Raw genomic sequence first — 15,538 nt, 5'->3', positions numbered from 1 at the left:
GTGGAATGTTATTGTATCTCTTTCTTATAAACATAATCGTATTCATTGTTTACGGTTATGATAAGTATCTTTCTAAAAGCCATAAAAGACGGATCTCTGAAAATGCCCTTTTAGGACTTTCACTTCTGGGAGGAATCATAGGAGCTGCTTCAGGAATGATCATTTTCAATCATAAAACTTCAAAAAAATCATTTCTTGTCAAGTTTTTTCTGGTGGTTTTAATTGATTTGGTGCTGCTGTATAGGTTGATGAGGCATTGAAAAAGGACAAAACTCCCTTTTTTGGGGAGCTTTTTATGATCATTTACAAAGCAAATACTTTACTTTCCAGGAACGATTTCGCTTCAATTGAAGTGTCAAATCTTAAAACCTGATAGGCTGATAAGTGGATGTCTACTGGTGCCAGAGCTGATATATCCAGAAAAAAGCTAAGATGAGTGTCCAAAGGATCTGCTGAAGCATAACCTACGATGGTCTGCCATTTATTTTTGACTGTTGGGGTATACTGCATGACTTGATATTCATTTTCATTCCACACAAAAAAAGTAGGATCACCGGAATTAACTTTCATGTCAAAAGTGATTACATAATATCCTCCTTTGTTTGGATGAGTATTTACCAGGCTGTTTTCCAGTCGCATATAGCTTGTAACATAGTTAGGATCACCGCCTGATGGCAAAGTCGGAAAAGGAATGTTGAACTGATTACATGTTTCAAAAATAACACCATCATTTACGACCATTCCTGTTACCGGAGCCAGATTACCTGTAAGAATTTCGGAGGTTTCCAGGGTTACAGATTTTAATTTATTTTTGATATTTCCAACTTTGTTAAATCTCGGCGTGCTGATGGCTGGACGCGTAACAGCACTGTTGCTGTTATTATTGATGTGTACTGTCCGGCTGTAATCAAGACTATCTGCCAAGATAATATTGTCATTTTTAGGAAGACCGAAAATTGTGGAAGGTCGATATAAAATTAAATTACTATTGTACCCTACAACCTTTGACTCTGCAGCGTTAACTCCGATGTTAGATTCTGTATAACAGTTTGTAGCTTTTACAATGATGTTCTCTCCATTGATATAATAATCAGATACAAATGAATTATTTACGTTACAGTTTAAGTTTTTTCCTTCAAAAATATGAGTGTGCGGATTAATGTTTTTCTACCCCTTTGTGTTGCCGGATCATGTGTCTATTGATATAGGAGTAGTCTTTTTGACAGTCCCGGATCCTTCATTCCAACACGATTCAATAACAATTGGAGTAATAGCATTGTTACCGTTGATATAGGTATTGATATCATTGTGCTCAAAGATAACATTACTGAAAGTTACTCCTCCAAACCCTTCCGTTTCATTATGAATATATATACCTACTTCATTTCCGGATATTTCACCGCTATAAAAATACTTATTACCAGCATGCATAATATCCAGATTGGTTCCAAATTTATTATCAAGAAAATACATCCCGTATTTATTATGATGAATTCCCACAGAATAAAAATCCATTCCAATGTTTCCGAATAACCCCTGTAATCCCTTATTAAAAAATTTGAAATCTACATTCCTGAAAGTGATATTACCATTGAATTCATCCTGAGAACTGTATTCTGATTCGTGAGCTTTAGCCATACTGATACCATAGCCTTTCCAATCTGTTTGATTTCCGCCTTCGAAAGTTAATTCTTCAATAATTGTTGCATACTGCCAGTAAGGAGCCTTTTGGTCATTTAAAATCATAGCAGGTTGATTATAATCATAAGGTTTTATAAAGGTAGTGCTGCTGCTAGCTCCAAATATTTTGGCTTTGTGTTTTACTTCAATATTTACAAGGTAAATACCTTCGGGAAAATAGATGTTTTTTCTGATATTGCAAGCATTCTGTACAGCCTGAGTATCATTGGTGTTTCCATCTCCGGAAGCTCCAAACCATCTTACGTTTACAGTGTCATTGGGAAGTACTCTGCGGTAAAATACATTGTTTACATTTTTATAAATAATATCATCTGTATTACCTGTTGTAATAAGAGTTCCGTCATATTTATGGGTTGCTTCCGTAAAAACAGTCCACTCTCCGGTGAAGGGATCATTTAATTCAATTGTTGCCATTTTTTGTTTTTTTTGATGTTATTACTATTCCGTTTCCTGCAGGAAAACTTCTGAGACAAAAGTAATAGGAGACAGCGACAGAACTTGACGTGTTATATTATCATTGAATTTTTTAAAATAATATTTGAAATTTATAGAGATAAAAAAAATGAACATCCAATACAAATATTCAAAGTATTTTCCGGGTAGATTGATCCTATAGTTGCATGAAATTATCGGTACAAACGGTAAAATAAAGAAATAACAGAACCTGATGTCCCATCCCTTTTCCGGAGATTTTAAAAGGATTTTATCTAATTTTCTCATTATGAAATTGTTAAATATTGCATAAACTTTTTAATTAATTCATTTAAAATCACTATTTTTGCACCCGTAAAAATCCTATATGCAAAACATTAGAAATATTGCGATTATCGCACACGTTGACCACGGGAAGACGACTCTGGTTGACAAAATCATTCACGCTACCAACATTTTCCGTGAAAATCAGGAAAGCGGGGAATTAATTATGGATAACAATGATCTTGAAAGAGAAAGAGGGATCACCATCTTATCCAAGAATATTTCTGTTACTTATAAAGACACAAAAATTAACGTAATTGATACTCCTGGTCACGCCGATTTCGGTGGAGAAGTAGAAAGAGTATTGAAAATGGCTGATGGAGTTATTCTATTGGTGGATGCGTTCGAAGGACCAATGCCACAGACAAGATTCGTACTTCAGAAAGCTCTGGAATTAGGATTGAGACCATTAGTGGTAATCAATAAAGTAGATAAGCCAAACTGCCGTCCGGACGAAGTTCACGATCAGGTATTTGATTTATTCTTCAACCTTGAAGCTACTGAAGAACAGCTTGATTTCCCTACATTCTACGGATCTTCAAAACAAGGTTGGTTCAACACTTCATTAGAGCAGACCGAAGATATTTTACCACTATTAGACGGGATTTTACAATACGTTCCTGCTCCAAAAGTAGAAGAAGGAAACCTTCAGATGCAGATTACTTCTTTAGATTTCTCTTCTTTCTTAGGAAGAATTGCCATCGGGAAAGTAACAAGAGGAGAGATCAAAGAATCTCAGTGGATTGGTCTTGCTCAGGCAGATGGTAAAGTGTTGAAAGGTAAAGTAAAAGAACTTTATGTTTTCGAAGGATTAGGAAAGAAAAAAGTAACCGAAGTACAGGCAGGTGATATCTGTGCCGTAGTAGGTTTTGATGCTTTCCAGATTGGTGATTCTTTCGTTGATCTTGAAAATCCTGAACCATTGGAAAGAACGGCAATTGATGAGCCTACATTGAACATGACGTTCTCTATCAACAATTCACCTTTCTTCGGTAAAGACGGTAAATATGTTACGTCTAATCACCTGAAAGAAAGATTAACAAAAGAATTAGAGAAAAACTTAGCATTAAGAGTTCAGCAGACTGATGATGCAAACACGTTCCTTGTATTCGGTAGAGGTATTCTTCACTTATCTGTTTTAATTGAAACAATGAGAAGAGAAGGGTATGAAATGACTATCGGACAGCCGCAGGTAATCCTGAGAGAAATTGACGGTGAAAAATGTGAGCCTTATGAATCCTTGGTAGTGGATGTTCCTGAAGAATTCGCTTCAAGAGTAATCGATTTAGCTACTCAGAGAAAAGGAGATCTTCACATTATGGAAACGAAAGGAGAAATGCAGCATATGGAATTCGAAATTCCTTCAAGAGGATTAATCGGATTACGTTCTCAGATGTTGACTGCTACTGCGGGGGAAGCTATTATGGCACACCGTTTCACAGAATATAAGCCTTTCAAAGGAGCTATTCCTGGAAGAAACAACGGGGTGTTAATCAGCAAAACTCAAGGTCCGGCAACAGAATACTCTATTGCTAAATTACAGGACAGAGGTAAATTCTTCGTAGATCCAGGTGAGGAAATCTATGCTGGGATGATCATCGGTGAACAAAATAAACCAGGCGACCTTGTTGTAAACATCGTAGAAGCGAAGCAGTTGAACAACATGAGAGCTTCTGGAAAAGATAAAGATACAGGTGTTGCTCCAAAAATCTTATTCTCTCTTGAAGAGTGTATGGAATATATTCAGCATGATGAATGTATCGAGGTAACTCCAAACTTCATCAGAATGCGTAAAAAACTTCTTTCTGAAGAAGAAAGAAAAAGAGTAGAAAGATCAGCAAAAGCTTAATCTGAAATTCTTAAATTATAATTTAGCCTCGATTTTTCGGGGCTTTTTTTATGCTCATATTTATGATTTTTGTCAGTTTTCAAATATTTTTATTACTGTTTTTAAAAAACTTTGCAAACTTAATATAGTTAATCCGTTTATTTTGAATTTAATTGTTATTTGTTGTAAAGTGTGAGTTTTCAGTATGTTTTGATTTGTATTTTTATGAATTTCATTGCTTTAATTCAATTTAACATATGATTTTAATAAATACATTTTATTAATTATACTAACTAACACTTGTTAGTTTTAATAAAATTTGTATGTTTGGAAATGAAGCAATAAGGGCTTCACTGAAAAAAACTTAGATATGAAAAGAAAATTCTTACAACGCACTTTAGCTGGTGCTTTGCTGAGTGTTTCAATATTGGGAAATGCACAGCAAAATACATCAGACAAAACAATTAATGACTCTTTAGTTAGTGCAAAGCCAGTTATTGTGGCTCAACCTCAAGAAGCAAAAGTAAAAGTTGACTTTTATGGTTTCATCCGAAATGATATTTTCTACGATACCAGACAAAACATTGGTGCAGGAGAAAACATCGTTCCGCTTTATCCAAGAGATCGTGCACTGGATGTGAATGGTGAGGATATCAACGATTCCCCAAAATTTCATATGCTTTCAGTCGTTTCACGAGCGGGTATCAATGTAAAAGGTCCGGATGTTTTAGGAGCAAAAACAGCAGGTATTTTGGAAGGTGAATTTTTTGGTGCCACAGAAGGCGGAATCAACGAGTTTCGTTTAAGACATGCATACATTACTTTAGACTGGGAAAAAACACAGCTTGGAGTAGGGCAGTACTGGCATCCAATGGTAATTCTTGACTGTCTTCCGAATGTGGTTAACTACAGTACAGGTTCTCCGATTTTTGCATTAAACAGAAATCCTCAGGTAAGATTGACACATAAACTTTCAGATAAATTTAAAGTAATTGCCGCTATCAACTCGCAGCGTGATTTTACCCCAAACACCACACCTTACCGAGACAGCGGAATGCCTTCGACTCATTTACAGTTTCAATATAAATCTTCAAAATTTGTTGCTGGAATTGCCGCACAATACGAAGAGTTAAGACCACAACTGTCTTCAGGAACACCGCCAATCGTGAACAATAACCGTGTGAAAAGCTTTACAGCAATGGCATACGCAAAAGCAATCACAAAACCTTTGACAATCAGTGCATCTGCAATGATGGGGCAAAACTCTGCATCACTCGTGATGCTGGGAGGTTTCATAGGCTATGCAGCACCGGGACAGGCAGATATTTTCAGAACAATGAATACAAGAAGCGGTTGGATTGATTTTCAACAGACAACTGCTAAAAAAGTGGCATTCGGACTTTTCGCAGGTTATGTGAAAAACATGGGTGCTAATGATCCTGTTGAAGGAAGAGTAGCGACAACTTATGGTGTAACTTCTTCTTGGGGCGCAATTTCTGCAACTCCAGGAGGGCGAAGTGTTGATCATTTATGGAGAGTGGTTCCGCGTGTTGATTGGATTTTGAGCAAAGCAATTCGTCTGAGATTTGAGGTTGAGAATACAGTAGCCACCTGGGGAAATGCTCAAAGCAACGGAAGAGGTATCGGAAACGAATACAATGCACGAAACAACCGCTTCCACGTCGCGACTTTCTTTATGTTCTAAAAATGATTTCTAAAAATTAAAACGAAAAATTAAAATGGATATTACAACACAATCAAAGCAAAAAAACAGCATTCTGACTGTTATTATTGCGTCATCTGCAGGAACCTTGATCGAATGGTACGATATGTTTCTGGCAATTATTCTGGCAGGTTCACTTTCGGTAAACCTTTTCCCTGCTGACGGGTCATCCCACTTCTTAGAAACATTGGCCGTAGTCGCTTCATCATTCATGTTCAGACCAATTGGATCACTTATTTTTGGAAATATTGGTGACAAAATTGGACGAAAATACTCTTTCCTTCTTTCATTAATCTTAATGGGAGCTTCAACCTTCCTGATTGGGTGTATTCCCAATTTTTCAAGCATTGGCTGGGCTGCTCCAATTTTACTTTTAGTTTGCAGATTAATGCAGGGATTAGCTATCAGTGGCGAATATGCAGGTGCTGTAATTTACGTTGCAGAACACGCACCGGCAAATAAAAGAGGATTTTACACAGGTTTTATTCAGGCAACGGTTCCTATCGGACTTTTGGTTTGTTTAAGTGTAATCTTCGTGACAAGAACAATGATGTCTGAAACAGATTTCAATAGCTTCGGATGGAGAATTCCATTTTTATTAAGTTCAGTTTTGGTTCTTTTAAGTTATTTCGCCAGAAAAAAACTTCATGAAAGTCCGGTTTTTGAAGAGCTTAAAAAAGCAGGAAAAACAAGTAAAGCTCCAGTAAAAGAAGCGTTTACCACAAAAGGAAATATTAAATTGATGCTGAAAGCTATTTTCGGAGGTAATGCAGCACAAAGTTCTGTAATGCAGACCAGCCTTTTCGTCACGCTTTTCTTCATGCAGCGTGCTGTGAAATTAGAAGAAACTACAGTTTTAATGATTACAGGTGTTGTTACTTTGTTCAGTGCTTATTTCTACCAATATTTTGGAGCTTTAAGTGATAAAATCGGACGGAAAAAAGTACTGATTGGCGGTTTAATTTCAAGTTTAATCTTAATTCCAACCTCATTCTATTTATTTATGAAAATCGGAAATCCGGATGGCTTAACGGAAGTTCATGCCATCAGCACTGCCGCAACTTTAAAGATTATGGGAATCAGTTTCCTTCTTTCTGTAGCCGGAGCAGCAACCTATGGACCTTTAGGTGCATTTATGCTTGAGATTTTCCCAACCAAAATCCGTTATACAAGTATGGGATTTGCTCAAAACATGGGGAACGGCTTTATCGGTGGGGCGACAACCTTTGTAACTGAATTTATTAAGACTTCATTTGTGGTAAGCGTTGCTTTGACTCCTTTCATTGGGTTGGCTTATCCGGTTTTATTGGTTGTTATTGCAATTATTGTCAATATTTTGTTTGTTCCTGAAACCTACAAAACAGATCTTACCGAAGAAGAAAATGTAGATACAGTGAATGCTAAGGCAAACCAAAGTCTTTCAGAAGTTTAAATTATCCATTCATTTACATTTAATTAAGGTGCAGAAATTTTCTGCACCTTTTTTTTAACTAAATTTTACAGTGTAAGATTTTTGAAATTATCTTTATATCATTAGTTTTGTCTTTTACAACTCAGAAATTCTTTCTTGATATCATTTTATGAAAATCACTAAAATAAAATTAGTCTGCATATTAGGTTTCTTTGCATCTTTCAGCATTTCTTGTGCTGTGAGGGAAAACGGACCTAAATCCAAAACGACAAAAACAGTAAAGTCATCAAATAACACGGTTAAAGCTCCGAATCCTGCAAAAGTTCCGCCTATTGCGACAGCATTAGGTGAAGAAGATTTTAAAGTGAATCTTCCAGTAATCAAGCGTGAATTTCGTGGAGCTTGGATTGCGAGTGTGGCAAACATTAATTGGCCTTCAAGAAATAATTTATCGGTTGAGCAGCAAAAAGCTGAAGCAATCAGTATGTTGAATATGCTTCAGGAAAATAACTTCAATGCTGTCATCTTTCAGATAAGACCCTCTGCAGATGCTTTATACACCAGCAGTATTGAACCTTGGTCGTATTTCCTGACCGGGCAGACCGGAACACCTCCGTATCCAAATTACGACCCCCTGCAATTTTGGATTGAAGAATCTCACAAAAGAGGATTAGAGCTTCACGTATGGTTAAATCCTTATCGTGCTCATCACTCAAACGGAGGAAGTGTGAATGGGCATTCAATGGCCAGTAAACTCTCTGATATTGTAGTGAAGCTGAAGAACGGAATGTATTGGTTTGATCCGGCAAATCCAAGAACTCAGGGACATGTTTCCAATGTAGTAAAAGACATTGTGAAAAGATATGATATTGATGCCGTTCATTTTGATGATTATTTTTATCCTTATGCCGTTTATAACAGAGGAGCAGACTTTCCTGATAATGCATCATGGAATGAATATCTGAGAAACGGGGGAACATTATCCAGAGCAGATTGGAGAAGAGATAATGTCAATAAATTTGTAGAAAGAATCTATAAAGAAGTTCATGCCGAAAAAAACTATGTAAAATTCGGAATCAGCCCGTTCGGAATCTGGAAGCCTGGCTATCCTGCCGGAATCGTAGGATCTTCCCAATATGACGAACTGTATGCAGATGCTAAATTATGGCTGAATAAAGGCTGGGTAGATTATTTTTCACCACAGCTGTATTGGCCGATTGATTCTAAAGGACAGGGATTTGAAGCTTTGCTGAACTGGTGGAAGTCAGAAAATGTAATGAACCGCCACGTATGGCCGGGATTAAATACCGTTGAAATAAAGGTAGCAGACCGTCCCACTGAAATTAAAAATCAGATCGAGATTTCCAGGCAGGTCTTAAAGAATGATGCCGGAGAAATACATTGGAGTATTGCCGGGCTTACCAAAAATCCCAATATGCTTCCTGTTCTGAAAAATGGACCTTACAAAGAAAAAGCTCTGGTTCCGAAATCTCCATGGATTAAAGCAGATCCGTTACAAATTCCCACTCTATTTATTACAGATGGTGGAAATGCCGCTCAGGCCAGATGGAGTACGAAAAATATAGGAGATGTCTTCCAATGGATTCTTTTCACTCAATACAATGGTGTTTGGGAAACTGAAATTCTCACACTTGACACCCTTTCTAAAGATATTCCGAAGAATAAAAACGGACAAAAACTGAATGCTGTGGCCATAAAAGCAGTAGACAGGCTAGGAAACGAAAGTGATTATTCAGCAAGGAAAGTGAAATAAACCTGCTTAAAAAAAGCAAAACTATTGAATAATTCAAAATTCAGAAAGTTGTTTGCTTCATGATAAATCCGTTCAATCTGCTTTATCTGTGAGAGTTTTCCCGCAAATAAAGCAGATTTTTTATGTATACACTCACAATAAATTAAATGATTAATTGAGAATAAAAGCTGGCTGAAAACCTTGGGTTTTCTTGCGCCTTAAAATGCGTATAACAGTTTAAAATGCTTTGCGCCCCGCGTTTTCCAATATTCACAATTTTAGCCCATTAGATGAAATTTTCAATTTCTCTTCAAAAGTAGGGATGCCATCGCTTTTTTCTGATTTGATTGTTTTATTTACATTATAAAGCTGAGAGAAGATCTGAAAACAGCCAGCTTACTGAAACGGTAATACGGGAGAACCAGCCAATTTATTTTAGAATAACTATAAATTATCACTGTAAAATGATGAAATTCAATAGGATATAATAGTAGTTGATTTAATTTTGTTTACCATAAATGCTTTATCGGAACCATTTTTGCATGATAAATTCCATAATCACCAAAATATAACATTATGAATACTAACCGACTTTCCACCAATGTGGAAAAAGCATTGAGTGCTCAGATGAACAAAGAAATTCACGCATCACACGTTTTTTTATCTTACGGAATCTGGGCAGATGATAAAGGATATCAGGGAATTGCCAATTTTCTATACAGGCATGCACAGGAAGAAAGAAATCATTCTATTAAATTCATGGAATACATTCTGAACAGAGGCGGAAAACCTAAAGTAGAGGCTATTCCCGAACCACCAGCTGATCCTGAATCTCTATCAGCCTGCTTTGACGGTGTTTTCAAACATGAGGTAGATAACACTACGGCCATCTATAAAATTGTAGATCTGGCACTGGAAGAAAAAGACTGGGCAACATGGAACTTTATGCAATGGTTTGTTCAGGAACAGATTGAAGAGGAAACATTGGCCCAAAATCTGATTGATAAATTAAAAATTGCAGGTGGCGACCGTGCTACAGACGAGTCCTTATTTACACTGGACAGAGTTCTGCAGGATGCACCAAATGACGTGCCGCTGGCTCAGGAAGCCACGGGGAATAATCCATAAAACCTTTGAATAAATTTAACCTGATTTCAGATTGGACTTAAGGTTAAGATGCTTGAGCAGGAAGAGGGAGACAGGAAGTTAATTTTGTTTATAATTATTAATGATCATATACAATTTAATTGTCTTAAAAAGGATAAAAACTTATGATTTATAACCTCAATTGCTTCCCTCTTCCTGCCCCCAGCTTCACATCTTTATAAACCAGAAATTCTTATTCCCGATGAACATTACTTAAATCTGTCAGAATTTGGCAGATTTTTTTATTATGAAACTCATTCTAAAATCACTATCTTTGCACGCTTAAAGTTCAAGGTTCATTAATGCAGCAAAAAGTCTTAAGAAAACTTTAAACCTAATGTACTGAACTTTAAACCTAAACCTTAAAACTTTGAATTTTACAATATGAAATGTGGAATCGTAGGCCTTCCGAATGTAGGTAAATCAACCCTTTTTAACTGTTTAAGCAACGCAAAAGCTCAATCAGCAAACTATCCTTTCTGTACCATAGAACCGAACTTAGGAACGGTATCTGTACCAGACCAGAGATTGTTTGAACTGGAAAAAATAGTGAAGCCAGAGAGAGTTTTGCCGGCTGTTGTGGAAATTGTTGATATTGCAGGTCTCGTAAAAGGAGCCAGCAAAGGAGAAGGACTGGGAAATCAGTTCCTTGCCAATATTCGTGAGTGTGAAGCCATCATCCACGTTTTAAGATGCTTTGATAACGGAAATATCGTTCACGTTGAAGGATCTGTAGACCCGTTAAGAGATAAAGAAATTATCGATATCGAGCTGCAATTGAAAGATCTTGAAACGGTAGGTAAAGCTGTTGAAAAAGCTAAAAAATTCATTAAGTCAGGGAAAAAAGAAGATATTCTTACCTATGAAACCCTTCAGAATCTGCAGAAATTCCTGGAAGATGGAAAAAATGCAAGAGAATTTGCTGTAGATGATTTTGCAAAATCAATTATCGGTGAAGTGCAGCTTTTGACAAATAAGCCTGTTCTTTATGTTTGTAACGTAGACGAAAATTCAATCAAAAACGGAAACGAATGGATTGGTAAAATCGAAGAAATGGCTAAAAATGAAGGGGCTGAAGTAGTAGTTTTAGCTGCTCAGATTGAAGCAGACATCAATGAATTGGAAACTTTTGAAGAAAGAGAAATCTTCCTTGATGAACTTGGCCTTCAGGAACCGGGAGTAAACCGTCTGATCCGAAAAGCATATGACCTGTTGAAACTTCAGACGTACTTCACAGCCGGAGTAAAAGAGGTTAGAGCCTGGACCATAGGACAGGGATGGACAGCTCCTCAGGCTGCAGGGGTAATTCACACAGATTTCGAAAAAGGATTCATCCGTGCAGAAGTAATTAAATATGAAGATTACGTTACTTACGGTTCAGAAGTGAAGATAAAAGAAGCCGGAAAACTTTCCGTAGAAGGGAAAGAATATATCGTAAAAGACGGTGATATTATGCATTTCAGATTCAACGTATAAGAAAATATTAAAGTTCGTTATAATTAAAAAACGTTTCCATGAATTTGGGAGCGTTTTTTGCATTCATGTAGCAAACTTTAACTATGAAAATTTTATATTTTGCAGTCCTTGCCCTGCTTTTTTCGTGTTCAAAATCTGCTGAAGAGAACTGTTTTGTTGCCAGTAAAGACGAGCTTTATGGTCCATACGAAGAGCAGAAACCCTATACAGTACAGCAGATCCTTAATGAAAAACCCGCTTACCTTGAAATTATAAACCTGACAAAATACCGGGATTTTAAAAAAGACAGCATAGCAGACCATACTTACGATAAGGAATATGAAGAGAACTTCAAAAGAAAAGAAACTGATTTTAAAGTGTTTGATGAGAAGTTTTCCAAACAATTCTGGTATACTGCTCAACAGAAGGTAGGAAATGTGCTTTATGCCCTGGCCAGAAATAATTTAGGGTATTGGTTATTAAAGATAGAAAATAATAAGCCTTCAGCTTACTTTTTGGGTCTTAGTTTTAGTCATTACTATTTCAATAAAATTCAGGAACAGCCTATTATTCAGGAAGAATACCTTCAGATAGAAGGCAGTCTGGTGAAAATCATTAAAGTGCCGGGACTTCCGGGATATGATGATTATTCGGCGCAGGAAGACGGGAAATTATTCAAAATAAAGCTGAAGGATTTAATGAAGGATACAGATAAGGATGGTTATAACGATATTTTTGAGAAAAGTTTAGGTCTGAATTCGGATAATAAAGATACAGACGGAGACGGCATTAATGATTTTGAAGATATGAATCCTATGTATAAGTCCGATAAAAATAAATTTACCCAACTTTATGAATTGCTGCTCCTAAATAATGGTTATGGAGAAGAAAATCAGGACAAAAGGAATTATTCTTTTCTGGTATATGAAAGTGGCTGTGATTATTTTCATCAGGTTAATCCGGGATTCAGGGTACTATTTATCTCAGAAGATAAAAGAAAGCAGACTGCTTATACAAGGATAACGGATATCACTGACGGAGGCATTTCCAAAATACAGAAGAATGCAAAAAATCCCGACATATTCTATATTTACGAATTCGGAAGCAGCTCTTCTAATGATTATTCGGCAGAATACAAAAATGGAAAATGGGAAATACAATGGGTAGGAGGTATAGTGGTCTGATTGATACAAGCTTGAAGCTGGGAGTTGGAAGAGGGAAAGTCATAAAAGTCGCTTTTAGCTTTTTTAAGATGATTTGATTTCAAGTAACTTAAAAAAACGTATCCGGAAATTCAGATACGTTTTTTTATAAGTGATCATTTAAAATTATATTATGGATATAACGGATCCGGTACATATCTGCATTCAGGTTCTGCACATGTAACTCCGGTAGTTCTACATCTTCGTGTATCCAGATTAAGGCACCTCATCAATCCGCCAGAAACCGTTCTTAGCTCTTTTTTATTTAGTTTTCTGCCGTTTTTGAAATCTTTCATAACCCGTTGTATTAAAATTATGGAATGATCTCAATCGGTACTCTGCACTCTCTTTGTGCACATTTAGGAGAATACATGGTACATCCGTTAGGGTCAGAAGGCGGATCACACGGTGGGTTAGTACACAATATCGGTTCCATACAGTTAAGAAGTCCTCCGGCGATAGTTCTCAATTGCTTTTTGCTAAGCTTCTTTGCATTGGATAAGGTTTGCTTTTTCATTGTTTTGATTTTTAGTGTATTAGTTATAACGAATGTAGAAAAAATAAATGAAATATATCACTTTGTGTGGATAAAAAAATGTTTTTTTTATGAATTTCCATTCTGAGCAGTTTCGTATATTTGAATTGTACAAATTGTCTGAAATGGAAAAAATATCCCACGCATCACTTGAAGATTTCTATAAAGAGATGACCGCCAAGCTAGGAAAAGATCTCGAAAGTATTTTCCCGAAGGGCCTTCATAAAGACATCGGACATTTTAATGTATTTGATATCCGGCAGACCATAGAAAGGACAAAAACAACCTCAGAAATGCCTTATAACAGGCGGAAATATTACAAAATTAGTTTAATCAGAGGTAAAAACAGGGCCGAGTATGCAGATAAGATCATTCCTATAGAAAAGAATGCCTTATTATTCGCTACGCCTAAAGTTCCTTACCATTGGGTTCCCCAGGATCCCGATCAATCCGGAAGTTTTTGTGTATTTACAGAAGATTTTTTTGTTAAATCCCAATCCATGTTTTCTTTGGAAGACCTGCCGATATTCCAGCCCGGAAACGTACCATTGTTTGAAATAGAGGATGAGCTGGCAGATGAAATTGAAATTTTATTCACAAAGATTAAAAAGGAAATAGATTCCGAGTACATCTTTAAGTATGATCTCATCAGGAATTATGTACTTGAATTGATTCATTACGGACAGAAATTGCAGCCGGCAGCTACGCTTTCAACAGCTAATGATGCTTCATTACGGATAGTTTCTCTATTTATAGAACTTCTGGAAAGACAATTCCCGATTGAATCTTCAGAACAGCGGCTACAGCTGAAAACAGCAAAAGACTATGCCGACAGATTGGCTATACATGTAAACTATCTGAATAAGAAATTAAAAGAAAATACAGGGAAAACCACCACAGAATTTATTGCAGACCGCCTTATTCAGGAGGCCAAGATCATGCTTCGGCAGACCCAATGGAATGTGTCTGAAATTTCCTATGCGCTCGGTTTTGAGGAAATTGCCCACTTTTCAAACTTTTTTAAAAGAAAAACATCCTTTACTCCGCTTCAGTTTCGCTTATAATTTGAATTTTGCAAATTTCAGATTGATTCGGGCAAACATTCCTGCCCGGAAATAATCCAACTTTGTATTATTAAAATCAAACAAAATGACAGCAAAAACAAAAATAGCTTTAGTAACAGGAGGAAGCCGCGGACTTGGTAAAAACGCAGCTCTTAAAATCGCCCAAAAAGGACTTGATGTGATCATTACTTATAAAAACAGTAAAGAAGAAGCGGAAACAGTCGTTAATGAAATAAAAGCCTTGGGACAGAACGCTATAGCTTTTCAACTGGATACCAGAGATGTGAAAAGTTTTGCAGCTTTTGTAAAGCAGATAACAGAACATCTTGAACAGGAAACAGGAAGCCCGAAAATAGATTTTCTGGTTAACAATGCAGGAACAGCTCTGTATGCTCCGATTATGGAAGTAGCCGAAGAGCAGCTGGATGATATGGTTGATATCCATTTTAAAGGGGTCTTTTTCCTGACCCAGAAAATGCTTCCATTCATGAATGACGGTGGAGGAATTATCAATATTTCTTCAGGACTGGCAAGATTTGCCCTACCCGGATCATCCATTTACGGCTCGATGAAAGCAGGTGTGGAAATGCTGACGAAATATATGGCTAAAGAATTGGGACCAAGAAGAATTAAGGCTAACGTTATTGCACCAGGCGCTATAGAAACCGATTTTGGCGGTGGAAGAACCAGAGATGATAAAGCAGTCAATTCCACGATCTCCAGTATAACAGCATTAGGCAGAGCTGGTCTTCCGGATGATATCGGTGGAATAGTGGCCTTCCTGTGTACAGAAGACGCTGGCTGGATCAACGGACAAAGAATTGAAGCTTCAGGAGGAATGTTTTTATAGACTATTTCCGAACACGATATTACAATAAAAAAAGAACCAATTGAATGAAATTGGTTCTTTTTTTATAAGCAAACTCGTTTGAAGCTTAACCACAAAAGACAAAAGCTATTTGCA

13 protein-coding genes are annotated in these 15,538 nt (G+C 36.7%); 10 read left to right on the top strand and 3 right to left on the bottom strand.

Annotated elements, in window-relative coordinates; all coding sequences use genetic code 11:
• Positions 1–5: 5 nt before the first annotated feature.
• A complete protein-coding gene (locus tag FW768_RS04785) occupies positions 6–260 on the top strand; it encodes a DUF1294 domain-containing protein (RefSeq protein WP_153393108.1) in 255 nt (84 codons plus the stop codon).
• A gap of 43 nt (positions 261–303) precedes the next feature.
• Here the strand turns inward: FW768_RS04785 and FW768_RS04780 are convergent, their stop codons facing one another.
• Positions 304–924 (bottom strand): hypothetical protein, encoded by a 621-nt coding sequence (locus tag FW768_RS04780; protein ID WP_153393105.1) that lies wholly within the window; start codon positions 922–924, stop codon positions 304–306.
• Between the two features lie 264 nt (positions 925–1,188).
• Positions 1,189–2,115, bottom strand: coding sequence for a glycosyl hydrolase family 28-related protein (locus FW768_RS04775; RefSeq protein ID WP_153393103.1), 927 nt, complete (start codon positions 2,113–2,115; stop codon positions 1,189–1,191).
• A 385-nt stretch (positions 2,116–2,500) separates the two neighbouring features.
• Here FW768_RS04775 and typA point away from each other — a divergent pair, with 385 nt between their 5' ends.
• The 7 genes from typA (at position 2,501) to FW768_RS04740 (ending at position 12,957) form a co-directional block, all read left to right on the top strand.
• Positions 2,501–4,306 carry a translational GTPase TypA gene (gene typA / locus FW768_RS04770; protein ID WP_153393100.1) on the top strand — a complete coding sequence of 602 codons (1,806 nt, stop codon included), beginning with the start codon at positions 2,501–2,503 and terminating at the stop codon, positions 4,304–4,306.
• 349 nt (positions 4,307–4,655) lie between these two features.
• Complete coding sequence (locus FW768_RS04765; RefSeq protein ID WP_153393097.1) at positions 4,656–5,990, top strand: DcaP family trimeric outer membrane transporter; 1,335 nt, start codon at positions 4,656–4,658, stop codon at positions 5,988–5,990.
• Positions 5,991–6,024: 34 nt separating this feature from the next.
• The gene (locus FW768_RS04760) at positions 6,025–7,440 is read left to right on the top strand and encodes an MFS transporter (RefSeq protein ID WP_153393094.1); all 1,416 of its coding nucleotides are present in this window, start codon (positions 6,025–6,027) and stop codon (positions 7,438–7,440) included.
• A gap of 148 nt (positions 7,441–7,588) precedes the next feature.
• Positions 7,589–9,193: a glycoside hydrolase family 10 protein gene (locus FW768_RS04755; protein ID WP_153393091.1), complete on the top strand. Its 1,605-nt coding sequence runs from the start codon at positions 7,589–7,591 to the stop codon at positions 9,191–9,193.
• 555 nt (positions 9,194–9,748) lie between these two features.
• Positions 9,749–10,300: a ferritin gene (locus tag FW768_RS04750; protein WP_153393088.1), complete on the top strand. Its 552-nt coding sequence runs from the start codon at positions 9,749–9,751 to the stop codon at positions 10,298–10,300.
• A 402-nt stretch (positions 10,301–10,702) separates the two neighbouring features.
• Positions 10,703–11,794, top strand: a complete 1,092-nt coding sequence (gene ychF / locus FW768_RS04745; protein WP_153393085.1) for a redox-regulated ATPase YchF — start codon at positions 10,703–10,705, stop codon at positions 11,792–11,794.
• Positions 11,795–11,877: 83 nt separating this feature from the next.
• Positions 11,878–12,957 (top strand): hypothetical protein, encoded by a 1,080-nt coding sequence (locus tag FW768_RS04740; protein WP_153393082.1) that lies wholly within the window; start codon positions 11,878–11,880, stop codon positions 12,955–12,957.
• A 331-nt stretch (positions 12,958–13,288) separates the two neighbouring features.
• On the opposite strand, the gene FW768_RS04735 is transcribed toward FW768_RS04740, so the two are convergent.
• On the bottom strand, positions 13,289–13,492 hold the full coding sequence (locus tag FW768_RS04735; protein ID WP_153393080.1) for a hypothetical protein: 204 nt from the start codon (positions 13,490–13,492) through the stop codon (positions 13,289–13,291).
• A 143-nt stretch (positions 13,493–13,635) separates the two neighbouring features.
• Here FW768_RS04735 and FW768_RS04730 point away from each other — a divergent pair, with 143 nt between their 5' ends.
• Both FW768_RS04730 and FW768_RS04725 read left to right on the top strand, forming a co-directional pair.
• Positions 13,636–14,574, top strand: coding sequence for a helix-turn-helix domain-containing protein (locus FW768_RS04730; protein ID WP_153393077.1), 939 nt, complete (start codon positions 13,636–13,638; stop codon positions 14,572–14,574).
• A gap of 85 nt (positions 14,575–14,659) precedes the next feature.
• On the top strand, positions 14,660–15,424 hold the full coding sequence (locus FW768_RS04725) for an SDR family NAD(P)-dependent oxidoreductase (RefSeq protein WP_153393074.1): 765 nt from the start codon (positions 14,660–14,662) through the stop codon (positions 15,422–15,424).
• The last annotated feature ends 114 nt before the right edge of the window (positions 15,425–15,538 follow it).

This window comes from Chryseobacterium vaccae (genome assembly GCF_009602705.1).
Taxonomy (GTDB): Bacteria; Bacteroidota; Bacteroidia; order Flavobacteriales; family Weeksellaceae; genus Chryseobacterium; species Chryseobacterium vaccae.
This window is presented reverse-complemented; position numbering and strand designations above follow the sequence as displayed.